This is a genomic window from Agromyces sp. GXS1127 (genome assembly GCF_050565425.1).
Classification (GTDB): Bacteria; Actinomycetota; Actinomycetes; order Actinomycetales; family Microbacteriaceae; genus Agromyces.
Map to the genome: position 1 here is coordinate 300,559 of NZ_JBOCIG010000004.1, position 25,347 is coordinate 325,905.

25 protein-coding genes and 2 tRNA genes are annotated in these 25,347 nt (G+C 71.9%); 8 read left to right on the forward strand and 19 right to left on the reverse strand.

Going from position 1 to position 25,347, the window contains the following annotated elements; translation table 11 throughout:
• Nucleotides 1-77: 77 nt before the first annotated feature.
• Nucleotides 78-599 (reverse strand): DUF3145 domain-containing protein, encoded by a 522-nt coding sequence (locus ACQ393_RS09385; RefSeq protein WP_430646558.1) that lies wholly within the window; start codon nucleotides 597-599, stop codon nucleotides 78-80.
• A 220-nt stretch (nucleotides 600-819) separates the two neighbouring features.
• On the opposite strand from ACQ393_RS09385, the gene ACQ393_RS09390 reads away from it, so the two are divergent.
• Nucleotides 820-1,410, forward strand: coding sequence for a PadR family transcriptional regulator (locus tag ACQ393_RS09390; RefSeq protein WP_430646559.1), 591 nt, complete (start codon nucleotides 820-822; stop codon nucleotides 1,408-1,410).
• Here ACQ393_RS09390 and ACQ393_RS09395 read toward each other — a convergent pair.
• A complete protein-coding gene (locus ACQ393_RS09395) occupies nucleotides 1,389-3,125 on the reverse strand; it encodes a bifunctional 3'-5' exonuclease/DNA polymerase (protein WP_430646560.1) in 1,737 nt (578 codons plus the stop codon). The two genes, ACQ393_RS09390 and ACQ393_RS09395, sit on opposite strands and share 22 nt — an antisense overlap.
• Nucleotides 3,126-3,271: 146 nt before the next feature.
• Between ACQ393_RS09395 and ACQ393_RS09400 the strand changes: the two genes are divergently transcribed.
• The 5 genes from ACQ393_RS09400 to ACQ393_RS09420 all read left to right on the forward strand — a co-directional run bounded on the left by ACQ393_RS09400 (nucleotide 3,272) and on the right by ACQ393_RS09420 (nucleotide 7,255).
• Nucleotides 3,272-4,033 (forward strand): hypothetical protein, encoded by a 762-nt coding sequence (locus tag ACQ393_RS09400; protein WP_430646561.1) that lies wholly within the window; start codon nucleotides 3,272-3,274, stop codon nucleotides 4,031-4,033.
• A 158-nt stretch (nucleotides 4,034-4,191) separates the two neighbouring features.
• Entirely contained in the window at nucleotides 4,192-4,668 is a 477-nt protein-coding gene (locus ACQ393_RS09405) for an NfeD family protein (RefSeq protein WP_430646562.1), read from the forward strand.
• A 90-nt stretch (nucleotides 4,669-4,758) separates the two neighbouring features.
• Nucleotides 4,759-6,219 (forward strand): flotillin family protein, encoded by a 1,461-nt coding sequence (locus tag ACQ393_RS09410; RefSeq protein WP_430646563.1) that lies wholly within the window; start codon nucleotides 4,759-4,761, stop codon nucleotides 6,217-6,219.
• 412 nt (nucleotides 6,220-6,631) lie between these two features.
• Nucleotides 6,632-6,976: a hypothetical protein gene (locus ACQ393_RS09415; RefSeq protein ID WP_430646564.1), complete on the forward strand. Its 345-nt coding sequence runs from the start codon at nucleotides 6,632-6,634 to the stop codon at nucleotides 6,974-6,976.
• A 150-nt stretch (nucleotides 6,977-7,126) separates the two neighbouring features.
• The gene (locus tag ACQ393_RS09420; RefSeq protein WP_430646565.1) at nucleotides 7,127-7,255 is read left to right on the forward strand and encodes a hypothetical protein; all 129 of its coding nucleotides are present in this window, start codon (nucleotides 7,127-7,129) and stop codon (nucleotides 7,253-7,255) included.
• A gap of 22 nt (nucleotides 7,256-7,277) precedes the next feature.
• Here the strand turns inward: ACQ393_RS09420 and ACQ393_RS09425 are convergent.
• The 3 genes from ACQ393_RS09425 to ACQ393_RS09435 form a co-directional block, all read right to left on the reverse strand.
• A tRNA-Ile gene (locus ACQ393_RS09425) sits at nucleotides 7,278-7,351 on the reverse strand.
• A 10-nt stretch (nucleotides 7,352-7,361) separates the two neighbouring features.
• Complete coding sequence (locus ACQ393_RS09430) at nucleotides 7,362-8,603, reverse strand: glycosyltransferase (RefSeq protein WP_430646566.1); 1,242 nt, start codon at nucleotides 8,601-8,603, stop codon at nucleotides 7,362-7,364.
• A 184-nt stretch (nucleotides 8,604-8,787) separates the two neighbouring features.
• Nucleotides 8,788-9,705 (reverse strand): DMT family transporter, encoded by a 918-nt coding sequence (locus tag ACQ393_RS09435; RefSeq protein WP_430646567.1) that lies wholly within the window; start codon nucleotides 9,703-9,705, stop codon nucleotides 8,788-8,790.
• A 40-nt stretch (nucleotides 9,706-9,745) separates the two neighbouring features.
• Between ACQ393_RS09435 and def the strand changes: the two genes are divergently transcribed.
• Nucleotides 9,746-10,312 (forward strand): peptide deformylase, encoded by a 567-nt coding sequence (def, locus tag ACQ393_RS09440; protein WP_430646568.1) that lies wholly within the window; start codon nucleotides 9,746-9,748, stop codon nucleotides 10,310-10,312.
• 54 nt (nucleotides 10,313-10,366) lie between these two features.
• On the opposite strand, the gene ACQ393_RS09445 is transcribed toward def, so the two are convergent.
• From ACQ393_RS09445 to dusB, 12 genes are all read right to left on the reverse strand, one after another.
• Nucleotides 10,367-10,672 carry an AzlD domain-containing protein gene (locus ACQ393_RS09445; RefSeq protein ID WP_430646569.1) on the reverse strand — a complete coding sequence of 102 codons (306 nt, stop codon included), beginning with the start codon at nucleotides 10,670-10,672 and terminating at the stop codon, nucleotides 10,367-10,369.
• Nucleotides 10,669-11,385: an AzlC family ABC transporter permease gene (locus tag ACQ393_RS09450; RefSeq protein ID WP_430646570.1), complete on the reverse strand. Its 717-nt coding sequence runs from the start codon at nucleotides 11,383-11,385 to the stop codon at nucleotides 10,669-10,671. The genes ACQ393_RS09445 and ACQ393_RS09450 overlap by 4 nt, the downstream gene beginning before the upstream one ends.
• An 83-nt stretch (nucleotides 11,386-11,468) precedes the next feature.
• A tRNA-Asn gene (locus ACQ393_RS09455) sits at nucleotides 11,469-11,541 on the reverse strand.
• Between the two features lie 83 nt (nucleotides 11,542-11,624).
• Complete coding sequence (locus ACQ393_RS09460) at nucleotides 11,625-12,539, reverse strand: D-isomer specific 2-hydroxyacid dehydrogenase family protein (RefSeq protein ID WP_430646718.1); 915 nt, start codon at nucleotides 12,537-12,539, stop codon at nucleotides 11,625-11,627.
• 107 nt (nucleotides 12,540-12,646) lie between these two features.
• Complete coding sequence (locus ACQ393_RS09465) at nucleotides 12,647-13,513, reverse strand: ATP-binding cassette domain-containing protein (protein ID WP_430646571.1); 867 nt, start codon at nucleotides 13,511-13,513, stop codon at nucleotides 12,647-12,649.
• The gene (locus tag ACQ393_RS09470) at nucleotides 13,510-15,204 is read right to left on the reverse strand and encodes an ABC transporter ATP-binding protein (RefSeq protein WP_430646572.1); all 1,695 of its coding nucleotides are present in this window, start codon (nucleotides 15,202-15,204) and stop codon (nucleotides 13,510-13,512) included. The genes ACQ393_RS09465 and ACQ393_RS09470 overlap by 4 nt, the downstream gene beginning before the upstream one ends.
• Nucleotides 15,201-16,283 carry an ABC transporter permease gene (locus tag ACQ393_RS09475; protein WP_430646573.1) on the reverse strand — a complete coding sequence of 361 codons (1,083 nt, stop codon included), beginning with the start codon at nucleotides 16,281-16,283 and terminating at the stop codon, nucleotides 15,201-15,203. Before ACQ393_RS09475 ends, ACQ393_RS09470 begins: the two co-directional genes overlap by 4 nt.
• 1 nt (nucleotide 16,284) lies before the next feature.
• Nucleotides 16,285-17,379 (reverse strand): ABC transporter permease, encoded by a 1,095-nt coding sequence (locus ACQ393_RS09480; protein ID WP_430646574.1) that lies wholly within the window; start codon nucleotides 17,377-17,379, stop codon nucleotides 16,285-16,287.
• Nucleotides 17,380-17,473: 94 nt separating this feature from the next.
• Nucleotides 17,474-19,108, reverse strand: coding sequence for an ABC transporter substrate-binding protein (locus ACQ393_RS09485; protein WP_430646575.1), 1,635 nt, complete (start codon nucleotides 19,106-19,108; stop codon nucleotides 17,474-17,476).
• Nucleotides 19,109-19,333: 225 nt separating this feature from the next.
• The gene (dnaG, locus tag ACQ393_RS09490; protein ID WP_430646576.1) at nucleotides 19,334-21,403 is read right to left on the reverse strand and encodes a DNA primase; all 2,070 of its coding nucleotides are present in this window, start codon (nucleotides 21,401-21,403) and stop codon (nucleotides 19,334-19,336) included.
• Between the two features lie 48 nt (nucleotides 21,404-21,451).
• Nucleotides 21,452-22,711: a deoxyguanosinetriphosphate triphosphohydrolase gene (locus ACQ393_RS09495; RefSeq protein ID WP_430646577.1), complete on the reverse strand. Its 1,260-nt coding sequence runs from the start codon at nucleotides 22,709-22,711 to the stop codon at nucleotides 21,452-21,454.
• Between the two features lie 4 nt (nucleotides 22,712-22,715).
• Complete coding sequence (dusB, locus tag ACQ393_RS09500) at nucleotides 22,716-23,870, reverse strand: tRNA dihydrouridine synthase DusB (RefSeq protein WP_430646578.1); 1,155 nt, start codon at nucleotides 23,868-23,870, stop codon at nucleotides 22,716-22,718.
• Nucleotides 23,871-23,963: 93 nt separating this feature from the next.
• Between dusB and ACQ393_RS09505 the strand changes: the two genes are divergently transcribed.
• Nucleotides 23,964-24,449 carry an aminoacyl-tRNA deacylase gene (locus ACQ393_RS09505; protein ID WP_430646579.1) on the forward strand — a complete coding sequence of 162 codons (486 nt, stop codon included), beginning with the start codon at nucleotides 23,964-23,966 and terminating at the stop codon, nucleotides 24,447-24,449.
• Between the two features lie 77 nt (nucleotides 24,450-24,526).
• Here ACQ393_RS09505 and ACQ393_RS09510 read toward each other — a convergent pair whose 3' ends face one another.
• Together ACQ393_RS09510 and ACQ393_RS09515 are read right to left on the reverse strand one after the other, a co-directional pair.
• Nucleotides 24,527-24,652: a hypothetical protein gene (locus tag ACQ393_RS09510; protein ID WP_430646580.1), complete on the reverse strand. Its 126-nt coding sequence runs from the start codon at nucleotides 24,650-24,652 to the stop codon at nucleotides 24,527-24,529.
• Nucleotides 24,649-25,314 (reverse strand): DsbA family oxidoreductase, encoded by a 666-nt coding sequence (locus ACQ393_RS09515; protein ID WP_430646581.1) that lies wholly within the window; start codon nucleotides 25,312-25,314, stop codon nucleotides 24,649-24,651. The genes ACQ393_RS09510 and ACQ393_RS09515 overlap by 4 nt, the downstream gene beginning before the upstream one ends.
• Nucleotides 25,315-25,347: the final 33 nt, after the last annotated feature.

The following is a 25,347-nucleotide window of genomic DNA, read 5'->3' on the forward strand; positions in this document are numbered from 1 at the left end:
ACCGCCAGCAGTTTCGCTCGTACGCCTCCGGGACCTCGGTCGACCGGTCGACGCGTCACGCCACCGCGCGGTGCGCGTCAGCCCACGCGATGCAGCCAGACGACAGGCGCGAAGTCGCTCGCATGCCGGAACGGCTCGAGCTCGTCGTCCCACGCCTGGCCCAGCGCAAGCCGGAGTTCGCGGTGGAGCTCGCCGGCGTCGAACGCGGCGACCTCCATCGCGTAGCGGATCCGGTCCTCGGGGATCACGACGTTGCCCGCCGAGTCGGTCTGCGCGTAGTGGACGCCGAGGTCCGGGGTGTGCATCCAGCGGGCGCCGTCGGAGCCGGGCCCCGGGTCCTCGCTGACCTCGAAGCGCAGCTGCTCCCAGCCGCGCAGGGCTGAGGCGATCCGGGCGCCCGAGCCGGGCTCGCCGCTCCACGAGAACTCGGTGCGAAGCGTGCCCGGCAGCACCGGCTGATCGGTCCACTCGAAGTTCACGGGCGTGCCGAGGGCGCGACCGACCGCCCACTCGACGTGCGGACCGACGGCCCGCGGGGACGAGTGCACGAACAGCATGCCTCGCGCGGCGCGCTGGGCCCGCGTGACCTGTTCCGCCATCTCCTGCTCCGTTCTCCTGAGGTGCGTCTTCCCCTACGACCTCTGGAACGATGCGCGATGGCTCGGCGTGTTCGGTTGCGACGAGCGAGTCGTCGAGTCGAGTATGCCCCGCTTCCCGCGTGCTGACAAGGGAGTCCGCGGCGATCCGCGCCTCGGGCGACCGGCGTGCCGCTAAACTCCCTACTCGGTGAGTGGTTCCGACCGACGGTGAGGAGGCGACGTGGCCGTCCGCGATGCCCTGCTCGTGCTGCTGATGAACGGACCCGCCTACGGATTCCAGCTGCACGGCGACCTCGCCGCGCGCACCGGCGGCCGGCGCGAGGTGAACGTCGGCCAGACCTACGCGACGCTCGATCGGCTCACGACCCAGCGACTCGTGGAGTCGGCGGGCTCCACCGACGACGGACTCCCCCTGCACCGGCTCACGGCGGCGGGGCGGAAGGCCGCCGACGCCTGGCTGCAGGGCGCCGACGGCGCCGGGACCGACCCGTGGCACGAGAGCGTCGACCGGGTGCTCATCGCGATGTCGCTGCCCTCGGTCGACGCCCGTCCGGTGCTCGACGCCGAGCGGGTGCGGTGGCGCGAACAGCGCGACGTTGCGGAGGCATCCGGCTCGGACCTGGTCGACGCGCGCGCGCGGCTCGCCCGCGGCGCCGCAGCTGCGGAGATCGCCCGCGCCGACGCGATGCTGACGTGGCTCGACGACCTGGCGGCATCCGATCTCGACTCCGCGGCGTTCGCACCGAGCACCGAGCGACCGAAGCGCGGCCGCCGTCCGTCGCGGCCGCCTCAGGCCCCGTCCGACGCATAGCTCGGGGCCACGACGAGGTCGAGCGGGAACTCCACGGGCGCGTCGCCGAAGAGGAGGCGGCCCGCCTCGGTTGCGGACTCCCGGACGGCCTCCGCGACGGCGTCGGCGAGCCCGGCCGGTGCGTGCACGATGAGCTCGTCGTGGAGGAAGTAGACGAGGTGCGGCGCGCTCCGGAAGACGGGCCCGGACGCCTCGGCGATCGCGCCGGTCTCCTCCATCGCTGCGATCCGCGTCCGCACGCCCGCGAGCCAGCAGAGCGCCCACTCGGCGGCGGTGCCCTGCACCACGAAGTTGCGCGTGAAGCGACCCCAGTCGCGGGCGGACGAGCGGGCCCGCCGCTCCTCGGCTTCGGTGGCATCCGGTTGCGATGCGGCGGCCTGCGCGGCGTGCCACGACGGGGGCGGCTGCGGCGACGACCGACCGAGCAACGTGGTCACCTGCCGGCCCGCTTCACCGTCGCGCGCGGCCCGATCGACGAGGCCCATCGCGAGAGGATAGGCCCGGGCGAGCTGCGGCACCAGTCGCCCGCTGTCGCCCGTGGTCGCGCCGTACATCGCGCCGAGCAGCGCGACCTTCGCCTCGTCGCGGGTGGCGACGACGCCGGCGTCGACGATCGAGCCGTACAGGTCGCGCCCGCGGCCGGCCGCCGCCATCGCCGGGTCGCGCGCGAGCGCGGCGAGGATGCGGGGCTCCAGCTGCGAGGCATCCGCGACGACCAGGCGCCACCCGGGGTCGGCGACGACCGCGGCGCGCACGGCCTTCGGGAGCTGCAGCGCCCCACCGCCCGACGTCGCCCAGCGACCGGTCGCGGTGCCACCCGCGACGTACTCGGCGCGGAAGCGACCGTCGAGGACCCACTCGTCGAGCCAGGCCCACCCGTTCGCCGACAGCAGGCGCGCGAGCCGCTTGTAGGCCAGCAACGGCTCCACGGCGGGATGACGGTGCTCGCGAAGCTCCCACTTGGCCGTCGAGTCCACGCCGATCCCCGCCGCCCGGAGGGCCCGGAGCAGGTCGGCCTGCGAGTCGAGGCGGAGCGCCGGCGCGTCGAGCTCGCGCCGCACCGCCGCCGCGAGCTCCTCCATGCGCGCAGGCTTGCGCCCGACCGCCGGGCGCGGTCCGAGCGCCGCCTCGAGCACGCCCTCGTGGACGACGCGGCGCCAGGGCAGGCCGGCGGCGTGCAGTTCGGCGGCGATGAGCGCACCGGCGGACTCCGCGGCGAGCAGCAGCCGCATCGCCGAGGGCCGGTCGGATGCCGCGGCCAGCGCGACCTGCCGGTCGTGCTCGCCGACCAGCTCTGCGGCCGTGGCCGGCTCGCCCCGTACGGCGGGCGTGACGTCGAGGTCGAACAGCGCGGGTCCTCGGTCGACGGCCGGCACGGACGTGGCGTCGAGGTCGACGCCGCCCTCTGCGGGACCCTCAGGCAGCCACGCGGGGCGGTCGCGCACGATCGACCCGACGGCGGCCACCGCGGTCGACGAGGCGAGGACCGCCCCGCACAGCCGCAGGTCGTGGCAGCGAGCCACCCGGACACCCGCGGCGAGGAGGATCGGCGCCCACTCGCGTGTGTCGCGCCACACCCAGCGCGGCGAGGCCTCGCGCTCGAGCCGGGCGACCTCGCGCGGCGCCTCGCCGGCCGGGACCACGACGCGCAGGTCGCCGTCGGGGTCGAGCAGCTCCACGCGCCCCGCGCCCGTCGTCGCGATCGCGATCCGCACGACTCGATTGTGCCTCGGGCCGCCGACAGCGGCCTCGCCGGCCCCGGTGCGCGATGCACGAGGCGCCATCGGCGGCACGGGTGCCGGCCGGGATCGGGTGTCGGTGGCATCCGACACCATGACCTCATGCGAGGACGGCGGGCGACATGGTCGCGGTGAGATTCGGGTGCGGCCACGGCGCGGAGGCCGGCGACCCCGGCGCGGTCGAGCTGCGGCGCGCGTGCCCGGTGTGCATGCTCGTGCACGAGACGCAGCGCAGCCGCGGCGAGCTGCTGGGGCGGGTCGCACCCGCGCAACGACGCCGCCTCGCGGCCGAGACGCGCATCGGCGCCGAGTACGACTGGAGCTGCATCCGCGGCCACGACCGGTACCGGGCGAGCGTGGTCGACGTGCTGACGGGGACGGGGTGCGCGAAGTGCCGCGCGAACGCCGCGGCTCCCGGCGCCGCACGCGAAGCGGGCATGCCGTTCATGAAGCACGGGCTGCGGGTCGGCACCTCGATGACCGAGCAGCGGCTGCGGGTGCTGCTCGGCGAGCGGATCCGACTGCACCATCGCGCGAACGCGGTGCGCACCGCGCGCATGTTCCACGGCCGGCAGGAGGTCTGGCCCGACATCCTCGTCGCCGAGCTCCGCGTCGCCATCGAGTACGACGACCCGGGTCGGTCCGGGCGTGCGCACCGCGGACTCAAGGAGGGCTCGGACGTCGAGAAGGACGAGGCGCTCCGCGAAGTGGGATGGGAGGTCATCCGGATCCGCGGCGGCGGGCTCGAGCCGTTGGGGCCGTACAGCATCCCGGCCCGCGGCATCACCCCGGCCGTCGCCGACGAGGTCGTGCGACTGCTTCGCCGCATCCGGGGCGACGCCGCCGTCGACGCGCTGCTCGTCCGTCCCGCGGCGGCGACCTGACCGTTGCCGGCGCGCCATCCTGACCCGTGCCGACCCGGCGTCCCGACCGTTGCCGGGTCGTGATGCGGCACACTGGCGCCCGAACACGGGCCGCCGATAGGGTGAGGACCGTCTCCGCTTGACCCGGGTGGAGACGTCGTCGTGCAGAGAGGCCCTCGGTGCTGCTCCCCTTCCTCATCGTCGGAGGCCTCGGCCTCGCCCTGCTCCTGATCTCGCTCGTCATCGGCGACGTGCTCGATCACTTCGAGATCGGCGACGGCGCGATCTCCGGCACGGCACTCGCCATCGGCATGACCGTGTTCGGCGCCGCCGGGGCGCTCACCGCCAGCAGCGGCCTCGAGCTCGTCTGGGCGTACGTCGTCGCCGGCGTGCTCGCCGTCGCCGCGTACGTCGTCGCGGTGCTCACCGTGCGCTCGCTCGCCCGGAGCTCGGACGGCGTGCCCGCATCCGCGGTCGGCCTCACGGGAGTCGCGACGGCGTCGATCTCGCCCGCCGGCGGGGAGGTGAGCCTCGACGGCCCCGGCGAGATCGAGCGGCGCCTGGCCTATGCCGACGCGGCGATCGAGGAGGGCGCGCGCATCCGCGTGATCGCCCACGCCGGGAGCCGCGTGAAGGTCGTGGCCGACCGGCCCTGACCCTCGGCGTCGCGCCCGAGACATCCGTCGCCCTGCACCATCGCACCAGCATCGCTGCACCCCGCACCATCGACCCGAATCGGAAGAACCATGACCCCTGAGATCATCCAGATCGGCGCGATCCTCGCGATCGTCGTCGCGTTCCTCGGCCTGCTCGGCTTCATCGCCGGCCGCATCCGTCGCGTGCCGCCGAACGAGGCGCTCGTCATCGTCGGGCGCGCCGGCGGCCGCGCCACCCCCGAGTCGGCCGGACAGCGCGTCGTCATCGGCGGGCGCACCTTCGTGTGGCCGATCCTGCAGCAGGGCTTTCCGATCTCGCTGGAGCAGCGGCAGATCGGCATCACGGTCGAGGGCGTCGACCGCAACCGCATCAAGATCGCCATCAAGGCGTCGATCAACTTCAAGGTCAGCGGCACCGAGGAGGGCGTGCGCCGCGCGGCCCAGCGCTTCCTGTCGCAGCAGGACCTGCTGACCGAGATCATCTCGGAGTCGCTCGAGGGCTCGCTGCGGTCCATCGTGGGCGACATGACCATCGAGCAGATCATCTCCGACCGCAAGTCGCTCTCCGACCGCGTCGTCGCCGAGACGAAGGCCGACCTCGCCGAGCAGGGCCTCCAGGTCGACCTGCTCAACATCAGCGACATCTCGACGCCGGGCAGCGACTACCTCGCGAACCTCGGCCGCGCCGAGGCCGCCCGTGCCCGCCAGGTCGCCGAGGTCAGCGAGGCCGAGGCCGCACGCGCGAGCGAGTTCGCGCGCATCGAGGCCGCCGAGCAGATCGCCGAGCGCCAAAAGGCCCTGAGCCTCAAGCAGGCCACGATCAAGGCCGAGACGGATCGTGCCAACGCCGAGGCCGAGGCCGCGGGCCAGCTCGCGAAGGCCGAACAGGACAAGCTCGTCGCCGTCGAGGAGCGCGATGCGCTCTCCGAGCAGGCGCTCGTCACGCAGGAGCGTCTCGACATCGAGATCCGCAAGCCCGCGGAGGCCGAGGCCTACGCCGAGGTGCAGCGCGCAACCGCGAAGCGCGACGCGGCGAACGCGAGCACCGAGGCCGAGGCGTTCAAGCGCACGAAGATCGCCGAGGCGAACAAGGTCGCCGCCGTCCAGGACGCCGAGGCGGCCGCGACCGCCGTCCGCTTCGCCGGTGAGGCCGAGCGCGACCGCCAGGTGGCGCTCGCCGCGGGTATCCGCGCCGAGGGCGAGGCGCGCGCCGACGCCATCCAGGCCGAGGGAGTCGCCGAGGCCGCGGCGACCGACGCGAAGGCCGAAGCGCTGAAGAAGTACGGCGAGGCCGCGCTCGCCCAGGAGATCATCTCGCGCCTACCCGAGATCGTCCGCGCCGCGGCCGAGCCGATCGCGAACATCGACACGCTCACCGTCGTCTCGACCGACGGTGCGAGCGCAATGACGAAGACCGTGGGCCAGGTGCTCGGCGAGGGCACCGAGGTGGTGAAGTCGCTCACCGGGCTCGACGTCGGCTCGATCCTGGCGGGGCTCGCGGGCGGTTCGATCGTCGCGGCCAACGACGGGACGAAGCAGAGCGCGAGCTGATCGGGGTTCGAGCGACGACGCACACGTGGGCCGATCCGGTGCTCCGGATCGGCCCACGTGCGGTTCAGCCGGTGCCCGCCACCGGGCGCATCGAACCTCGAGGCGGATCGAGTCGTACCCTGTCTCGTTCCAGGGGTGCTCCGCCCCGGCGGTGATCCGCAGGTGCGCGATCGCCGCGAACTCGAGCCGGATCGTGTTCGACGGCGGCACGTTCATCGAGCTGCGCGAACAACGGACGGGATCGACACCGTCGTCCCGTCGGACGGAGCCATGCAGACTCCGGGGCCGAGCACAAGTCCCGCCCGCATCCCTTGACGATCGCAAGAATCGATTCGTAGGTTCGAAGCATCCGACGGCCGGTCCGACCGGGTGCCGTCACGCGTCGTTCAGGCAGCGGTGATTGGAGGCCCCCATGGGGAATCTGCACTACGACGGCAAGTCGTTCGAGATGGACGACCGGCTCCTCGCGCACCTTCAACTCATCATCGGCGTGAAACTCCGGCGAGGCGAGAACTTCCTCATGAGCTGGAAGGCGCCGGCCTCGAGCGGCGACGGTCGCTACGCACTCTGGATCGACAACGGGGTGCCCCTCTACTGCGAGTACCACGGCGGCCGGATGCCGAAGCTGAACATGGCGTGGGCGGAGAAGCTCGCCGATTCGGCCTCGAAGGGCGGGGGCCTGGTCATCATGGCCGAGGACGTTCCGCTCATGCCCGAGGGGCCGGAACTCGAGGCCCACCCGGACAGCCGCGCCTGAACCGAGCATGAGCGGGTCCCGTCCCGATGGAGACGGTCGCGCACGCCCCACGATGACGCGTCGCCGGCCCGGTGTCCCCGGTGCATGCGAAGATCCGCTCGACGGACGAGCGGTGGGAGGGCGGCATGCGGGGCGAGGCGACCGTGCTCCGTGCGGGCACGCCTCGACACGGTGCTCGACGAGGTGCGCGATCGGTTCGGCGCGACGTCCGTGGCCCGAGCGGCACAACTCGGTCGCGACCCGGGCTGGTCGACGCCGGTGCTGCGCGAGCACGAGTGACCGGCGCGCGGGCGGTTCGAGGTAGGGCGGACGGGACTTGAACCCGTGACCGATGGATTATGAGTCCACTGCTCTAACCGGCTGAGCTACCGCCCCGTGAGCGACCTCAGTCGGGCAGGATGACCGGGATCGACTCGGTGACCGGATCGGTCACGCGCTCACCACGATACAGACTCTCGAACGTGTCGAGCGTGCGGGTGATGTCGTGCGCCTTGATGAGCTTCAACGATTGCGACTTCATCGCGTTGTACTCGTCGGGCGACGCCTCGAGGACGAGGCGCAGCTTCTCGGCCAGGTCGTGCGGGTTGCTCGGCTCGAAGAGGTAGCCGTTCTGCCCGTCGTGGACGAGGTGCGGCAGCGCCATCGCGTTGGCCGCGACCACGGGGAGCGCCGAGGCCATGGCCTCCATGGTGACGATGCTCTGGAGCTCGGCGATCGAGGGCATGGCGAGCACGGAGGCGCGGTGGTAGGCCTCGCGCAGCTCTTCGTCGGTGACGTAGCCGGTGAAGGTCACGCGGTCGGCGATGCCCAGCTCGACGGCGAGGTGCTCGAGGTTGCGCTTCTGGTCGCCGCCGCCGACGATGTCGACCTTCGCGTCGAGCTCGGCGGGCAGCAGCGTCACGGCGCGCAGCAGCACGTCGATCTGCTTCTCACCGGTCACGCGGCCGACGAAGACGATGCGGTTCTCGGTGCGGGGCTCCCAGTTGGGCGAGTACTTGTGGGCGTCGATGCCGCACGAGATGGCGTGCACGCCGCGCAGGCCCGTGTAGCGCTCGAGGAAGTCGGCGGCGCGGCGAGTGGGCGTCGTGACCGATTCGGCGCGTCCGAACGTCCGGCGAGCCGCCTTCCAGGCGAGCCCGACGGCCCAGTCCTGCCATGCCTTCGGGATGAGCGTGAACTCGAGCATGTTCTCGGGCATGAAGTGGTTGGTGCCGACGATGCGGATGCCGCGCTTCGCGGCCTCGATCGACAGTCCGCGACCGACGACGATGTGCGACTGGAAGTGCACGACATCGGGCTTCACCTCGTCGAGGATGCGCGCGCTGTTCTGCTTGATCCGCCACGGCAGCGCGAAGCGGAGCCAGTCGTGCGGGTACCAGCGCCAGCTGAGGAGCCGGTGCGCCGTGAGCTCCTGTCCCTCGTGGACCTCCTTCCACGTGCCGTGCTTGCGGCTCGCGGCGGGGGCGACGATGTGCACGTCGTGACCGCGCTCGACGAGTCCGGCGGCCAACCGCTCGGCGAACCGGGCGGCGCCGTTGACGTCGGGCGCGAAGGTGTCGGCGCCGATCAGGATCCGGAGCGGTCGCTCCGAGCCGGGACCGGCGGTCACGCTCGATGAGTCGGACACGTGGTGCTGTACCTCGCTGTTCGTGGAACGGGGTGGTGGGCCGGGCGCCGGGCCCGGAAGTGAGGGGGCGGGCCGCGCGGGCTGGGTTCATCCGACCCTAGTCTACGAGAGCGGGTCCCGCAGCGACGATCCCGCGCGCCGCTGCGTGCTCGGATGAGCAGCCCCGGCGCCGCGGCCGGCGTGGTCAGAGTCTCGTTTGGGGGTGGTTCTTCGCGAGCAGGAACACGCCCCAGATCGCGACGGCGCCCGTCACCGCGAACGTGACCATCGCCCACGGCGGCGCCTGCGACGCCTCGTCGAGCACGACGATGCCGATGAGCACGGCGACCATCGGGTCGACGACGGTGAGACCGGCGATGACGAGGTCGGGTGGCCCGCTCGCGTAGGCGTTCTGCACGAAGTACGCGCCGAGCCCTGTGGCCGCGAGCAGCGCGACCACGCAGAGCAGCGTCAGCCAGTCGAACTCGCCCTGCTGGACGCGGGAGAGCACGACCTTGGCGAGCGTCGCCACGAACCCGTAGATGACGCCGGCCATGATCACGTAGAACACCGCCCGGATGCGCCGGCGGAAGAGCGCGAACGTGATGCCGGCCAGGGCGAGCACGACGGCGAGGACGATGAGGATCGTGACGAGCTGCCGCGTCTGCACCGGCTTGTCGACCGCCGTGAACGCGGCCACGCCCACGAAGACGAACACGCCGCCGACGCACATGACGATCGCGGTGATCGACTTGGAGTTGAGTCGCACCTGGTTGATGCGCGAGTTCAGGATCGACGTGATGACGAGCGCCAGTGCGCCGAGCGGCTGCACCACGATGAGCGGCGCGAAGTAGAGGCTCGAGAGCTGGAAGACGATCGCGAGGCCCAGCATGAGGGTGCCGAGCACCCAGGAGGGCCGCGCGAGCAGCAGCGCGAGCTGCCTGCCGTTCAGCCCCTTGCCGAGCGTGTCGGCGGTGTTCGCCTCGACCTTGACCACGCCGCGGTGCTGGAACTGGGCCCCGAGCGACAGGAAGACCGCCCCGACGAGCGCGAGCGGGATGCCGATGAACTGCGTCGGATCGAGCGGGATCAGCTCGGTGAGTTCGCTGAGGTCCGGATCCACCCCTCGACCCTACCGGCTCGCCCGTCGATATCCTTGGCGAATGGCCGTGCTCCCGATCCGAATCACGGGCGACCCCGTGCTCCACGCACCGGCGTCGCCGGTCGAGACCATCGACGAGGAGATCCGCACCCTGGTGCGAGACATGTTCGAGACGATGGATGCCGCGCCCGGCGTGGGTCTCGCCGGCCCGCAGGTCGGCGTCCCGCTCCGGCTGTTCACCTTCGGCTGGACGGACGAGGACGACCGCGAGTGGCGCGGCGTCGCCATCAACCCCGAGCTGTGGATCTCGCCGCCCGTGCCCGGCATGCCCGACGAGGACGACGAGTCCGAGGGGTGCCTCTCGTTCCCGGGCGAGCGCTTCGCGCTGCGGCGCGCGGAACGCGCCATCCTGCGCGCAACCGACCTCGAGGGCGACCCGTTCGAGATCGTCGCCGACGGATGGCTCGCGCGCATCTTCCAGCACGAGTACGACCACCTCGACGGCGTGCTCTACCTGGACCGGCTCGACGACCACGACCAGCGCATCGTGCAGAAGATCACGCGCAAGCGCGGCTGGGGTCGGCCGGGGTCGAGCTGGACGCCGGGGGTCGACGACCTCGAGGGGTGAGCCGCGGCGTCCGGTCGGCCCGGCATGCGGGCGCGGACACCGGCACCGGCCTGATCAGGCGAAGAAGCGGATGCCGGCCGCCACCGCGGCGGCCACCGCGACCACGACGATGAACGGGGTGCGCACCGCGTAGAGCGCGGCGGCGACCACGAGCGCCGGGACGCGCGCATCGACGACGAGCCCCTGGCCGACCGCGAGCGTCTGCACGGCGATCAGCGCCGCGAGGAGGGCGACCGTGAGCAGGTCGGCGATGCGCGCCGGCCGCTCGCGTTCGAGGAACGACGCCGGCACGAGATGCCCGGCGAGCTTCAGGGCGAGCGTCGCCGCGGTCGCCAGCAGGATGACGTGCCAGACCGTCACCGGGCGGCCTCCCGCCTGCGGAACAGGTCGAACCAGCCGACGACGAGCGCGACGACGGCCGCGACGAGCACCGGGAGGCCGGGCGTGAGGACCGGGGTCGTGACGGTGGCCACGACCGCCGCGAGCACGGCGGTGGCGCCGGCCTGCACGCGCTCGAGCCGCGGCCAGAGCAGCCCGAGGAACGCGGCGGCGGCCGCGGCGTCGAGCCCGTACGCACGGGTGTCGCCGAGCGCGTCGCCGATGAGCGCGCCGAGCAGCGTCGTGAGGTTCCAGCCGACGAAGATCGCGAGGCCGGTCACCCAGAAGCCGACGCGCGCCGCGCGCTCGTTCGTCTGCGCGAGCGCGACGGCCGTCGACTCGTCGATCGTGAGCCAGGCGGCGGCGATCCGGTGCAACCGGCCGTGGTCGCCGACGACCGGCCGCATCCGCATGCCGTAGACGACGTTCCGGACGCCGAGGAGCGCCGACGCGGCGATCGCCGAGCCGCCCGCGGCGACCCCGCCGGCCCCGATCACGCCGACGAGTGCGAACTGCGAGCCGCCCGTGAACATCACGAGGCTGAGGAAGGACGTCTGCCAGACGTCGAGGCCCGAGGCGACCGACAGGGCGCCGAACGAGATGCCGTACGCGGCGGTCGCGAGCCCCACCGCGACGCCGTCGCGTCGCGCACCGCGGATCGAGGCGTCGACGTCGGATTCGGGCACGACCCCCATTCGACCCGCCGACGGCGGGTGCGCGCAAATCGGAGGACACCGGAACGAGAACGGCCCGGACCTGTCGGTCCGGGCCGGGGAAGCTCCCCCACTTGGACTCGAACCAAGAACCTATCGGTTAACAGCCGATTGCTCTGCCAATTGAGCTATGGAGGATCGCGCTGGGCGCAGAGATACTGTAGCAAAGCGAGCGCCGGACTCCCAATCCGAGCGGGCCTCAGCTCGCCTCGGTCGCGGCCTCAGTACCCGGCGTCGAGGTCGATGCATCCCTCGAACGCGGACCCGTCGACGAAGGCGGCGACGTTGTGCGCGATCCGGCTCGCGAAGAGCGGCACCGTCATCGCCTCGGTGTCGGCGACGTGGGGTGTCACGAGGCAGTTCGGCGCGTTCCAGAGCGGATGACCCGGCGGCAGCGGTTCCGGATCGGTCACGTCGAGCCCCGCTCCCCCGAGGCGTCCGGACTCGAGCGCCGCGAGCAGCGCATCCGTGTCGACCAGTCCGCCGCGGGCCACGTTGACGAGCACCGCACCGGGTGGCAGCGCCGCCAGCTCGGCCGAGCCGATCAGTCCGCGCGTCTCCTCGGTGAGGGCGGCGACGACGAAGACGATCTCGGCGGTGCCGAGGACGTCGACGAGCCGGTCGGTCGTCACGGTCCGCTCGGCGCCCGGCACCGCGGCATCCGCACGTCGCACCACCGTCGCCCGGACTCGGAACGGTTCGAGCAGGCGCAGCAGCTCGACCGCGATGCCGCCGGCGCCGACGATGACGACGTCGCTGCCGTACAGGCTGCGGCCGCGCTCGTCGACGTCCCAGGACGTCGCCTGAGCGCGTCGCGGGAACTCCCGGAGCACCGCGAGGGCGAGCGCGAGCGCGTGCTCGGCGACGGGTTGCGCGTAGGCGCCCTTCGCGCTGGTCCACTGCCGCCCGTCGCCGCGGTGCCGACGGAGGAGGCCGTCGAACGCGTCGACGCCCGCCCACGGCAGCTGCACCCAGGAGATCGACGGATGCGCCGCGAGCACCGCCTCGAGGCCGTCCTCGCCGGACGAGCTGGTCCAGACGAGGCCCCGCGTCGCGCTCGAGAGCGGGGCGACCCGTCCGCCTCCGACGGCGACGGCCCGGACGAACGCGGGATCGGCGTCGGGCAGGACCGCGATCGGCCCGACCTCGGGCGCGGCCGTCGGCGGGAGCGCCGCGACGCCCGGCCCGCTGCGCGTCGCACCCCGGACCGGTTCGTGACGCGGGCGGGGAACGTCGGCGGGGGTCACCGCGTTCCGTCGGTGGAGACGTCGTCCGTCACGGCGTGCCCGTCGTCGATCGCACCCGCGAGCGCCTTGACGTACGGGTGCACGGGGTCGTGCAGCACGTCCTCCATGGTGCCGTCGGCGACGAGCTCGCCGCGGTCGAGCACGGCGATGCGATCCGCCACGCGGCGCAGCACCGGCAGGTCGTGCGAGATCACGATCGCCGAGAACGTCTGGCCCGCGCGGAGCTCGGTGAGGAGTCCCGCGACGGCGTCCCGCACGGTCAGGTCGATGCCGGCGGTCGGCTGGTCGGCGATGAGGAGCCTCGGGCCGAGCACGAGGGCGCGTGCGAGCGCGACGCGCTGCCGCTGGCCGCCGCTCAATTCGTACGGGAACTTCTCGAGCATCCCGAGCGGGAGCCGCACGGAGTCGAGCATGGTCGCCACACGGGTCGCGAGCGCGGCGCGGTTGTAGCGGTGGTCGCGTTCCAGGATCGGCTCGCCGATGATCTCGGCGACGGTCCGGTCCGCGGGCAGCCGAACGGCCGCGTCCTGCGCGAGGTAGCCGACGTGGAAGCGCAGCGCGTTGAGCTTCCGCCGCGAGACGCGGCGGAGCGGCGTCCCGAGCACCATCGCCTCACCGCCGGTGATCACGGGCCGCACCTCGCCGCTCGCGAGCGCCGGCTCGAACGCGGCACCGGAGAGCACCCGGGCGAGCGTGGACGCCCCGCTTCCGGCGGAGCCGATGAGGCCCACGACCTCGCCGGGCGCGACCCGGAGGTTCACGCCGTGCAGGGCGACGTGGGCGGCGCTCGGACCGCGCCCCGGGTACTCGACCGACAGGTCGCTGACCACCACGGGATAGCCGTGCGCCGCGTCGCGGCTCATCGTGCCTCCTCCTCGCGGAGGCGTCGAAGCTGCTCCCGCCGGTCGGCCTGGGCGACCGGGTCGGGCACGGGCAGCGAGGCGAGCAGGCGCTGCGTGTACGGGTCGCGCGGCGTGCCGAGGACCTCGGCACCCGTGCCCTCCTCGACGAGCCGGCCGTGGTAGAGCACTGCGATGCGGTCGGCCAGCAGGTCGACGACGGCGAGGTCGTGGCTGATGAACAGCGATGCGAACCCGAACTCGCGCTGGAGCTCGGCGAACAGGTCGAGCACACGTGCCTGCACGGACACGTCGAGTGCGGACGTGGGCTCGTCGGCGATGAGCAGCTCGGGCTCGAGCGCGATGGCCCGGGCGAGGCTGGCGCGCTGCCGCTGGCCGCCGGAGAGCTCGTGCGGGTACCGATCCCCGTAGGACGCGGGAAGCTGCACGGCCTCGAGCAGTTCGTTGACGCGCGGCCGCGCATCGCGCGCGTCGACCGCCCGGTCGTGGATCACGAGCGGCTCGGCGACGCACTCGGCGATCGTGAGCAGCGGGTTGAAGCTCGAGGCGGGGTCCTGGAACACGAAGCCGATCCGGCTTCGGGTCGGCCGGAACCGCCGCTCCCGGATGCCGAGCATCTCGTGACCGAGCACCTGCAGCGACCCGCCCGTGACCTTCGTCAGGCCGGCGATCGCGCGTCCGATGGTGGTCTTGCCTGACCCGGACTCGCCGACGAGGCCGAGCACCTCGCCGGGGCGGATCACGAGGTCGACGCCGTCGACCGCGCGGAACGCCGGACGGCCGAACCGGCCCGGGTACTCGATCTCGAGCCCGCGCGCCTCCACGACCGGCGCCTGCTCGGCCCAGTCGGCGGGGCGGGCCGCGGCACGCTCGGCCGCGCGCGCGACGCCGTGGCCGACGTACGGCACCGCGGCGAGCAGCGCCTTGGTGTAGTCGTCCTTCGGGTCGGCGAACAGCGCGCGCGCGGCAGCCTCCTCGACGACCTGGCCCTGGTACATGACCGCGACGCGGTCGGCGAGGTCGGCGACGACGCCCATGTTGTGCGTGATGAGCACGATCGCGGTGCCGAACTCGTCCCGCACGCGGCGCAGGAGGTCGAGGATCTCGGCCTGGACCGTCACGTCGAGCGCCGTCGTGGGCTCGTCGGCGACGATGAGGCCCGGCTCGAGCACGAGCGCCATGGCGATGACGATGCGCTGCTTCTGGCCGCCCGAGAACTGGTGGGGGTAGTAGTCGACCCGATGCTCGGGGTCGGGGATGCCGACCCGACCGAGGATCTCGATCGCCCGCTTGCGCGCCTCCGCCTTGGAGAGCTTTCCGTGGGCGCGCAGGCCCTCCATGATCTGCCACCCGACGGTGTAGACCGGATTCAGCGCCGTCGACGGTTCCTGGAAGACCATGGCGACGTCGGTGCCGCGGATCGCCCGGAGCTGGGCACCCGTCAGTGAGATGACGTCGTGCTCACCCGTTCCCGCCCGGTTCGAGAGCACGACCGCGCCGCTCGTCGTCGCGGTCTCGGGCAGCAGCCCGAGGATCGTCTTCGCCGTCACGGTCTTGCCCGAACCGGACTCCCCCACGATCGCGAGGACCTCGCCGCGCTCGACGGACAGGCTCACGTCGTCGACGGCCTTGACCGCACCGGCATCCGTCGAGAACGAGACGCCGAGGTTCCTGATGTCGACCACCGTGCTCATCGCTTGACCTCGATCCCGTGCTCGTCGAACGTCTCCCCGTCCTCGAGGCCCGCGAGCCCTCCCGGACCCGCGTCGAGGGTGCCGCCCGGGACGACCGAGGTCTCGGCGACCTCGCCGGCCGCCTGCGCGACGCGCCGTCGTCCGCGCAGGCGCGGGTCGGCCAGGTCGTTGAGGCTCTCGCCGACGAGCGTGATGCCGAGCACCGTGAACACGATCGCGAGGCCCGGGAAGAGTGCCGTCCACCAGATGCCGCTCGTGACGTCGGACAGCGCCTTGTTGAGGTCGTAGCCCCACTCCGCCGCCGCCGTCGGCTCGATGCCGAAGCCGAGGAAGCCCAGGCCCGCGAGGGTGAGGATCGCCTCGGACGAGTTCAGCGTGAAGATGAGCGGGAGGGTCCGCGTGGCGTTCCGCAGGATGTGGCGGAAGATGATGCGCGGATTGGATGCGCCGAGCACCTTCGCCGACTCGACGAACGCCTCGGCCTTCATGCGCACGGTCTCCGCGCGGATGACGCGGAAGTACTGCGGGATGAACACGACGGTGATCGAGATCGCCGCGGCCAGGATGCCGCCCCAGAGGCTCGACTGGCCTCCCGAGATGACGATCGCCATGACGATCGCGAGCAGCAGGGACGGGAACGCGTAGATCGCGTCCGAGAGGACGACGAGCACGCGGTCGAGCCATCCGCCCAGGTAGCCGGAGATGAGCCCGAGGAACACGCCCACGAAGAGGGACAGGGTGACCGCGACGATGATCACGAGCAACGCCGTCTGCGTGCCCCAGATCACGCGCGAGAGCACGTCGTACCCGCCCACGGTCGTACCGAGCAGGTGCTCGGCCGACGGCGGCTGCTGGGCGCCGAACGGACCGTCCGGTCCGCGCAGCTGGTTGTACCCGTACGGTGCGATGAGCGGCGCGAAGATCGCCGTCAGCACGAAGACGCCCGTGATCAGCAGGCCCGCGACGAGCATGCCGCGCTGGAGGCCGACGCTCTGGCGCAGCTGGTGGACGACGGGGATCCGGTCGCGCCAGCGGTGGCCGGGACGTGCCGCGCCGGGAGTGGTGGCGGTCTCGGTCATGTCAGTACCTCACCCTCGGGTCGATGAGCGCCGCGAGGATGTCGACGATGAAGTTGGTGATCGCGACGATGACGGCGAGCAGCACGACGATGCCCTGCACGGCGACGAAGTCGCGGGCCTGCAGGTACTCCGCGAGCTGGAAGCCGAGGCCCTTCCACTCGAAGGTCGTCTCGGTCAGGACCGCACCGCCGAGCAGCAGCGCGATCTGCAGGCCGATGACGGTGATGATCGGGATGAGCGCGGGGCGGTACGCGTGCTTGCGCACCAGTCGGAGCTCGCTGACGCCCCGCGATCGGGCGGCGTCGACGTAGTCGGTCGCGAGGGTGCCGATGACGTTCGTCCGCACGAGGCGGAGGAACACGCCGGCGGTGAGCAGTCCGAGTGCGATGGACGGCAGCACGGCGTGCTGGAGCACGTCGGCCAGCACCTCCGGGTTGCCGGTGCGGATGGCGTCGACCGTGTACAGCCCCGTCGGGTTCGGGAGCAGCTGCATCTGGAGCTCCGCGCTCGTCGACGCCCGGCCGGCGACCGGCAGCCACTTGAGCCACACCGCGAAGACGAGCTTCAGGAGCATGCCGGCGAAGAACACCGGCGTGGCGTAGCAGAGGATCGCGAACACCCGGAGCAGCGCGTCCTGGCCGCGGTCGCGGAAGTAGGCGGCGACCATGCCGAGCGGGATGCCGACGATGAACGCGACGATGAGCGAGTAGAACACGAGCTCGAGGGTCGCCGTGCCGTAGGTCAGCAGGACCTCGAGCACGGGACGGTTGTCGCTGATCGTGGTGCCGAAGTCGCCGGTGAAGACCTGGCCGAGGTACTCGAGGTACTGCACGATGATCGGGCGGTCGTACCCGGCTGCATGGATGCGCTCCTGGAGCTGGGCTGCGGTGAGCCGGTCGCCGAGCGCCGCGGTGATCGGGTCGCCGGTCGCGCGCATCGCGACGAAGACGATCGTCACGAGGATGAAGACGGTGGGGATGATGAGCAGGGCGCGGACCAGGATGTAGCGCCCGAGTCCACCCCCCGCGGGTCGTTTCGTGCGCCGGGTGGGCGCGATGCCGCCGGAAGCCGGCGGCGCGGTCGCCGTTGAAGCCATGTTCGCCATTCTGGACTCGAATGCGGGCGGCCCGCTCCGTGAGAAGCGGGCCGCCCGTTCCTGTTCGTCTACGAGACTCTAGTGCCTCGTCGGATCAGCCCTTCGAGATGGCGCCGTAGCGGAACTTGAACGACGCGTCGAGCGTGTTCTCGGTTCCGTCCACGTCGGCGCCGACGACGGCCACCTGGGCGCCCTGGAGGTACGGGACCGTCGACAGGTCGGCGGCGACCTTCTCCTGGATCTCCTCGATGAGCGCGGTGCGGGCGTCCGCGTCCTCGGTGACCGACTGCTCGAGGATGAGGTCGTTGACCTCCTGGTTCGAGTAGTGGTTGCCGAGGAAGTTCTCGTTGAGGAAGAACGGGCTGAGGTAGTTGTCGGCGTCGGAGTAGTCCGGGAACCAACCCAGCTGGTAGGCCGGGTAGACGTCGGCGGTGCGGTCCTTCGAGTACTGCACCCACTCGGTGGTCTGCAGGTTCACGGTGAAGAGGCCGGATGCCTCGAGCTGGTCCTTGATCAGGGCGTACTCGTCGCCCGACGACGGGCCGTAGTGGTCGTTCGAGTACTGCAGGTTCAGCTCGACCGGGACCTCGACGCCGGCGTCCTCGAGGGTCTGCGTCGCCTTGTCGACGTCGGCACCGCCGTCGCCGTCGCCGTAGAGCTCCTTCAGCGGCTGGATGGCGCCCGTGAGGCCGTCCGGCACGTAGGAGTACAGCGGCGTGTAGGTGCCCTTGTAGACCTGGTCGGCGATCTCCTCGCGGTCGATGAGGTCGGCGACGGCCTGGCGGACCGCGAGCGCCTTGGCCTCGTCGGCCTCGGGGGTCTCGGCGCCGTAGGGCTGCGTGTTGAAGTTGAACACGACGTACCGGATCTCACCGCCGGGGCCCTCGACGACCTTCACGGCGTCGTTCCCGCGGAGGTCGTCGATGTCGGTCGCGGAGAGGCTCCGGAACGCGACGTCGATGTTGCCCTCCTGGACGTCGAGCTTCATGTTCGACGCGTCGGCGTAGTACTTGACGTTCACGACGTCGGTCTCGGGCGCGCCGAGGATGCCCTGGTACTCGGGATTGGCCTTGTACGCGACGAGGTTGTTGAAGTCGTAGCTCGTGATCGTGTACTGGCCGGCGAACGCCTCGCCCGCGACGATGTCGTCGTCGGAGGTGAGCGCGTCGGCCGCGAAGACCTCCTCGTCCACGATCGGGCCAGCGGGGCTGGAGAGGATCTGCGGGAAGATCTGGTCGTTCTCGCTCTTCAGCTTGAAGACGACGGTCGTGTCGTCGGGCGTCTCGATCGAATCGAGGTTGTAGAGCAGGGCCGACGGGCCGTTCTCGTCGGCGATCGCGACCTGGCGGTCGAAGCTGAACTTCACGTCCGAGCTGGTGAGGTCGTTGCCGTTCGCGAAGGTCAGGCCCTCCTTGAGGGTCACCGTGTACTCCGTCGGCGAGGTGAACTCGGCCGACTCCGCGATGTCGGGCTCGACGTCGGACGTGCCGTACGGCGAGTTCATCAGGAACGGGAACACCTGGTTCATGACCGCGAAGGAGCCGTTGTCGTACGAGCCCGCGGGGTCGAGGGTCGTCACCTTGTCGGTGGTGCCGATGGTGAGCGTGCCGCCGCCGGTCGAGCCCTCGTCTTCGCCCCCTGCGGAGCAGCCCGCGAGCGCGAGCGCCGCGGCGGAGAAGCCCGCTGCGAGCGCGAGGCCGCGCCGGCGGTTCGTGGATGCGGATGCCATATCCGTCTACCTCTTCCTGTCGGTGAGCGCGCGCGGGTTCGCCGCGTCGCGATCGTGTATCTCTCAGAGATAGCACCCGCCGCTGGACGCCGTGCCCGCCACGGGTGCCTTCGCGGCCCGAATGTGATCGATCTGCAACCTTGCCGGCCGGACGGCGCGAACAGGGTGAGCAGTCCTCGGCTCAGGATGGCGCCGATCGGCTGGATCGGTGCCGCGCTCCCGGGGTCAGTCGCCGCGCAGCGTGCGGCGCTCGCGCTCGATGTCGACGAGCGCGCGCTGGATCATCGCGTAGGTCGCCGTGTCGGCCCGGTCGGTCCGCTGCAGCCGGCCCAGCAGTTCCTGCTTCTGCCGGAGCAGCTCCCGGTCGACGAGGGCGCCGACGACGCCCTGCACGTAGGCAGTGAGCTCGGTCCCGTCGCGCTGCGGCACCGGGAGCACTGCGAGCTGCTGCACGATCGACGCGAACGGCGGCGGCACCTCGGCGATCACGCGGTCGACGATCACCGAGCGCGTCGCGACGGCCGCCGGCATCGCCGCATCCGGCGACGCGGCGGGCGCGACGGATGCCGCGGCGAGCACCGACGCGATGCCGTCGCGCACGACCGCGAGCGTGCCGTTGCCGAACCGGCAGTCCACGCCGTGGCGAAGCAGGTCGTCGCCCACCAGCTCGGGGTACTGCAGCATCACCTGCAGCGCGTCGCGCTCGAGTCGCGTCGCGGGGTCGTTGGGCAGCATCGTGATCGAGAAGGGCCGATCGGATGCCGCGGGGTCGCCCGGCTGCGCCGCATGCGCCGCAGTGGCCTCCCGCGGCGGCTCGGGGGCGCCGCCGGCGGGCCGACCGCCCGCTCCCCCGCCTGCACCGACCGGTCCGCGCGGCTCGACCTGGCGGCTGCGCGCATCGGGTCGGCCATCTCCCGGCGACCGGTCGCCGCGCCGCTCGCGCTCCGTGTCGCGCCCGCGCTCGCCGTCACGAGCCCGAGCGCCCGCCGACCGCACCGCCCGCCCCACCTCGTCGAGCTCCATGCCGAGCATGCGCGCGAGCTCGCGGGTGTACCCGGGCCGCAGCGCCGGATCGCGGATGTCCGCCACGACGGGTGCCGCCGCCCGGAGCGCCGCGACGCGACCCTCGACGGTCTCGAGGTCGAACCGCGCGAGCGTCGTGCGGATGACGAACTCGAACATCGGGGTCTTCGTCTCGACCAGCGAGCGCACCGCGGCGTCGCCGCGCGCGAGCCGCAGGTCGCACGGGTCGAGCCCGTCGGGCGCGACGGCGACGAAGGTCTGGGCCGCGAAGCGGCGCTCCTCGGCGAACGCGCGCATCGCAGCCTTCTGGCCGGCAGCATCGCCGTCGAACGTGAACACGACCTCGCCGATGCCCGAGTCGTCGCCGAGCACGCGCCGGAGCACCTTGATGTGGTCGACGCCGAACGAGGTGCCGCACGTGGCGATCGCGGTCGTCACGCCCGCGAGGTGGCACGCCATGACGTCGGTGTACCCCTCGACGACGACGACGCGGTGCGTCTTCGAGATCTCGCGCTTGGCCAGGTCGAGCCCGTAGAGCACCTGCGCCTTGTGGTACACCGCGGTCTCCGGCGTGTTCAGGTACTTCGGGCCCGGATCGTCGTCGAGCAGCTTCCGCGCCCCGAAGCCGACCGTCTGCCCCGTGACATCCCGGATCGGCCAGATGAGGCGGCCGCGGAACCGGTCGTACACGCCCCGGTCGCCCTGCGAGACGAGGCCGGATGCCGTGAGCTCCTCCGTCGTGAAGCCCTTGCCCCGCAGGTGCTTCGTGAGCGTCTCCCAGCTCTTCGGCGCGAAGCCGACACCGAAGTGCCGGGCGGCCTCGGCGTCGAAGCCGCGCTCGCCGAGGAAGCGTCGCCCGACCTCGGCCTCGGGGGTGCCGAGCTGCTCGAGGAAGAACTCCTCGGCGGCGCGGTTCGCGGCGAGCAGGCGCGCCCGGTTGCCGGCGCCCTCGGCGGGCCCGCCGCCGTCCTCGTAGTGCAGCTCGTAGCCGATGCGGCCGGCGAGGCGCTCGACGGCCTCGGTGAAGGTCACGTGGTCCATGCGCTGCAGGAACGTGTAGACGTCGCCCGATTCGCCGCACCCGAAGCAGTGGTAGAACCCGAGCTGGGGCCGCACGTGGAAGCTCGGGCTGCGCTCGTCATGGAAGGGGCAGAGGCCCTTCATCGAGCCGACGCCGGCCGACTTCAGCGAGACGTGCTCGCCGACGATGTCGGCGATGTTCGTGCGGGCCTTGACCTCCTCGACATCGCTCTGTCGAATGCGGCCCGCCATGTCGTCAATCCTATTCCGCGGATGCAGCGCGACGGCCCCGTATGCGCGTCATCGCTGCACGAGCCGTTCGTGCCACGACAGCGCGGACTGGTCGGTGAGGCTCGCGACCTGGTCGACGACGACCCGGCGACGCGCCGCGTCATCGGTCGCCGCCCGCCAGTCCTCGGCGAAGCCGGCGTCGAGGTGGGCGTCGCCGGTCGCCCAGAGCACGTCGGCGAGGTCGGCGAGCACCTCGCGCTGCTGCGAGTAGATCGGCTGTCGCGTGTTCCGCGACATCACGAACGCCGCCACGATGCCCTTGAGCACCGCGATCTCGGCCTGGATCGAACGCGGCACGACGACGTCGGCATCGAACCGGATGAGGCTCGCGACGGGGTGGTGGGCGCGGGTCGCCTCGGTCGCAGCGTGCGCGAAGCGGCCGATGAGCTGGCTCGTGAGGTTCTTCAGCGCGGCCTGGTCGCGACGGCTGCCCGTCCACTCCGAGATCCAGACGTCGAGCGAGTCGAGCCGGTCGAACGCGGCGATGAGCTCGTCGTGGCCGAACGCGCCGCCGATCCACTCGACCATCGCGTCGACGAGGTCGTCGTGGTCGACGCGTCGGCCCAGGGCGTGGACGTCGATGTACCCGCCGACGACGGCGTCCTCGAAGTCGTGCACCGAGTAGGCGATGTCGTCGGAGAGGTCCATGACCTGCGCCTCGATGCAGAGCCGGCGTTCGGGTGCGCCGCGACGCATCCACTCGAAGACGGCGACGTCGTCGGCGTAGAAGCCGAACTTCGTTCGCCCGCTCGGATCGCCCACCCCCGCGTCCTCGGGCCACGGGTACTTGCAGCTCGCGTCGAGGCTCGCTCGCGTGAGGTTGAGTCCGACGGAGCGCCCGTCGGGCGAGAAGACCTTCGGTTCGAGGCGCGTGAGGATCCGCAGCGTCTGGGCATTGCCCTCGAACCCGCCGATGTCGGCCGCCCACGCGTTCATGGCCTTCTCGCCGTTGTGGCCGAAGGGCGGGTGGCCGAGGTCGTGCGCGAGGCAGGCGGTGTCGACGACGTCGGGGTCGAGGCCGATGCTCGTGGCGAGCTCGCGACCGACCTGCGCGACCTCGAGCGAGTGGGTGAGCCGGTTGCGCGCGAAGTCGAGCCCCGAGGTGGGGCTCAGCACCTGCGTCTTCGCGGCGAGCCGGCGCAGCGCGCTCGAGTGCAGGAGGCGCGCGCGGTCTCGCGCGAAGTCGCTGCGGCGCCGGTTCTCGTGCTGCTCGGGCAGGAAGCGATCGGCGTCGCCCTCGTCGTAGCCGCCGAAGAGTCGGTCGCGCACGCGGTCAGCCGCCGCTCGTGTCGAGCTCGGCGTCGACGAGCGTCGCCCGGTCGTGGCCCGCGAGGTCCTGCGAGTCGAGCCAGCCGTCGGGCAGCGCGGGGTTCTTCGGCGTGCCCGCTCGGCCGCGCGGACCCTCGGCGCCCTCGCCCGGGTACGGCGTCGACCAGTCGAGCGTGCCGAGGAGGTCGTCGAGCTGCGCGAGCGACTCGACGGTCGCGAGCCTCGCGCGCAGGTCGCCGCCGACCGGGTAGCCCTTGAAGTACCACGCGACGTGCTTGCGGATGTCGCGGCAGCCGCGCTCCTCGCTGTCGAAGAACTCCGTCAGCAGCTCGGCGTGCCGCCGGAAGGTCCGCGCGACCTCGCCGAGCGTCGGCTCGGCCTTGGCCTGCTCGCCGCGGAAGGCCGCCGCGAGGTCGCCGAAGAGCCACGGGCGCCCGAGGCATCCGCGCCCCACCACGACGCCGTCGCACCCCGTCTCGTCGACCATGCGAAGCGCATCGTCGGCCGACCAGATGTCGCCGTTGCCGAGCACGGGGACGCTCGTGACGGTCTCCTTGAGCTTCGCGATCGCCGGCCAATCGGCATGGCCGGAGTAGAACTCGGACGCGGTGCGCGCGTGCAGCGCGATCGACGCGACCCCGGCGCCCTCGGCGATGCGACCGGCGTCGAGGTAGGTGAGGTGGTCGGCGTCGATGCCCTTGCGCATCTTCACCGTGAGGGGAACGTCGCCCGCAGCCTTCACGGCGCCCTCGACGATGTCGCGGAACAGGCCCGACTTCCACGGCAGCGCCGCTCCCCCGCCCTTGCGGGTGACCTTCGGCACGGGGCAGCCGAAGTTCAGGTCGATGTGATCGGCGCGGTCCTCCGCGACGAGCATCGTCACCGCTTCGGCGACCGTCTTCGGGTCGACGCCGTACAGCTGGATCGAGCGGGGCGTCTCGGACTCGTGATGCGTGATGAGCCGCATCGACTCGGGCGTGCGCTCGACGAGCGCGCGGCTCGTGATCATCTCGGAGACGTAGAGCCCGGCGCCGAACTCGCGGCACAGTCGGCGGAACGCCGTGTTGGTGATGCCCGCCATGGGCGCGAGCACGACCGGCACCTCGAGGTCGAGGCCGCCGATCGTGAGCGTGGGGGCGGGGGTCGTGGTCGTTGGCATCGTCATCGATTCTCCCAGACCGCGGGCCGGTTCCGCCCGGGCGCGCGGCGACCGCGCATAGGATTCGGGCATGGTGGCAGTGGGGAGGACGGTATGACGCGCTTCGCCGGGTTGGACGGGGTCGAGCGGGTTCAGGCGGATGCCCGAAACCGCGGCCTCGAGGTCGAGGTGATCGAGCGCCCCGCGGCGAGGAGCCTCGAGGAGGCCGCCGCGCTGATGGGCATCGAACCCGGCGACATCGTCAAGTCGCTCGTCGTCAAGCGCAGCGACGACACGTACGTGTTCGCGCTCGTCCCCGGCGGCCGAAAGATCAGCTGGCCGAAGCTCCGCGCCCTGCTCGCGGTGAACAAGCTCCAGCTGCCCGACGCCTCGCTCGCGCTCGCCGCGACCGGATACGAACGCGGCACGATCACGCCGCTCGGCTCGAGCATCGAGTGGCCGGTCGTCGCCGACGAGACCATCATCGGCCGCCGCGTCTCGATGGGCGCCGGCGAGCACGGACGCAGCGTGTTCGTCGATGCCGACGCGCTGATCGCCGCATTCGACGCGACCGTCGCCGACATCAGCGACCCCGAGTGACCGACGGCCCGGAAGGGTCTCGGAACGCGCTGCGCGCACTCGATCGCCGGGCAACGGGTCGCGAACCGCGCTGCGCGCTACTCGACCACCGGTGCCGCGGAGCCGGGCACGAGGCACACGTCGCCCTCGCACACCATGCCCGGACCGGTGCCGACCATCGTGAACGGCGAGGGCGCGACATCCGTCTCGGTCTCGGGGTTCACGCCGCGGCCCCGTCGCGTTCGCCGTCGACCTGCTGGAGCACCTGGGCGAAGACCTCGGGCGGCTGCGCGCCCGAGACGCCGTACTTGCCCTCGAACACGAAGAACGGCACCCCCTGGATGCCGTATGCGCGGGCCTGCGCGATGTCGGCCTGCACGTCGTCCCCGTAGCGACCCGTCTCGAGCACCTCGCGCGCCTCGTCGGCATCGATGCCGAGCTCGACCGCCCAGCCGACGAGCTCGTCGATGCGGTTCACGCGGCCGCCCTCGGTGAAGTACGCCTTGAGCAGGCGCTCCTTCATCTCGAGCTGCACGCCGTGCGCCTTCGCGAGGTGGAGCAGCTCGTGGCCCTTCAGCGTCTTGGTGTGCGCGACGGTCTCGAAGTGGTACTCGAGCCCGGCCTGCGCGGCGACGCCGGTCACGTGCTCGAGCATCTGCTCGACGCGGTCGAGCGGCATGCCCTTGGCCTTCGAGAGGTACTCGGTCGTCGAGCCCTCGAAGTCGAGCGGGGTGTCCGGCGAGAGCTCGAACGAGTGGTACTCGATCTCGACCTCCGGCGCGTCGTCGCCGAGGGCGGCGATGCCCGCCTCGAGGTGGCGCTTGCCGATGTAGCACCAGGGGCAGGCGATGTCGGACCAGATGTCGATCTTGATGGGGGAACTCACGATGTATGCGAACGGATGCTTCGGCGCGCGTAT

Coding starts and splice junctions, on each gene's coding strand:
- ACQ393_RS09385 (WP_430646558.1), bottom strand. CDS start 599: ATGGCGGAACAGGTCACGCGGGCCCAGCGCGCCGCGCGAGGCATGCTG.
- ACQ393_RS09400 (WP_430646561.1), top strand. CDS start 3,272: ATGGTCGCGGTGAGATTCGGGTGCGGCCACGGCGCGGAGGCCGGCGAC.
- ACQ393_RS09410 (WP_430646563.1), top strand. CDS start 4,759: ATGACCCCTGAGATCATCCAGATCGGCGCGATCCTCGCGATCGTCGTC.
- ACQ393_RS09415 (WP_430646564.1), top strand. CDS start 6,632: ATGGGGAATCTGCACTACGACGGCAAGTCGTTCGAGATGGACGACCGG.
- def (WP_430646568.1), top strand. CDS start 9,746: ATGGCCGTGCTCCCGATCCGAATCACGGGCGACCCCGTGCTCCACGCA.
- ACQ393_RS09450 (WP_430646570.1), bottom strand. CDS start 11,385: ATGGGGGTCGTGCCCGAATCCGACGTCGACGCCTCGATCCGCGGTGCG.
- ACQ393_RS09465 (WP_430646571.1), bottom strand. CDS start 13,513: ATGAGCCGCGACGCGGCGCACGGCTATCCCGTGGTGGTCAGCGACCTG.
- ACQ393_RS09470 (WP_430646572.1), bottom strand. CDS start 15,204: ATGAGCACGGTGGTCGACATCAGGAACCTCGGCGTCTCGTTCTCGACG.
- ACQ393_RS09475 (WP_430646573.1), bottom strand. CDS start 16,283: ATGACCGAGACCGCCACCACTCCCGGCGCGGCACGTCCCGGCCACCGC.
- ACQ393_RS09480 (WP_430646574.1), bottom strand. CDS start 17,379: ATGGCTTCAACGGCGACCGCGCCGCCGGCTTCCGGCGGCATCGCGCCC.
- ACQ393_RS09485 (WP_430646575.1), bottom strand. CDS start 19,108: ATGGCATCCGCATCCACGAACCGCCGGCGCGGCCTCGCGCTCGCAGCG.
- dnaG (WP_430646576.1), bottom strand. CDS start 21,403: ATGGCGGGCCGCATTCGACAGAGCGATGTCGAGGAGGTCAAGGCCCGC.
- dusB (WP_430646578.1), bottom strand. CDS start 23,870: ATGCCAACGACCACGACCCCCGCCCCCACGCTCACGATCGGCGGCCTC.
- ACQ393_RS09505 (WP_430646579.1), top strand. CDS start 23,964: ATGACGCGCTTCGCCGGGTTGGACGGGGTCGAGCGGGTTCAGGCGGAT.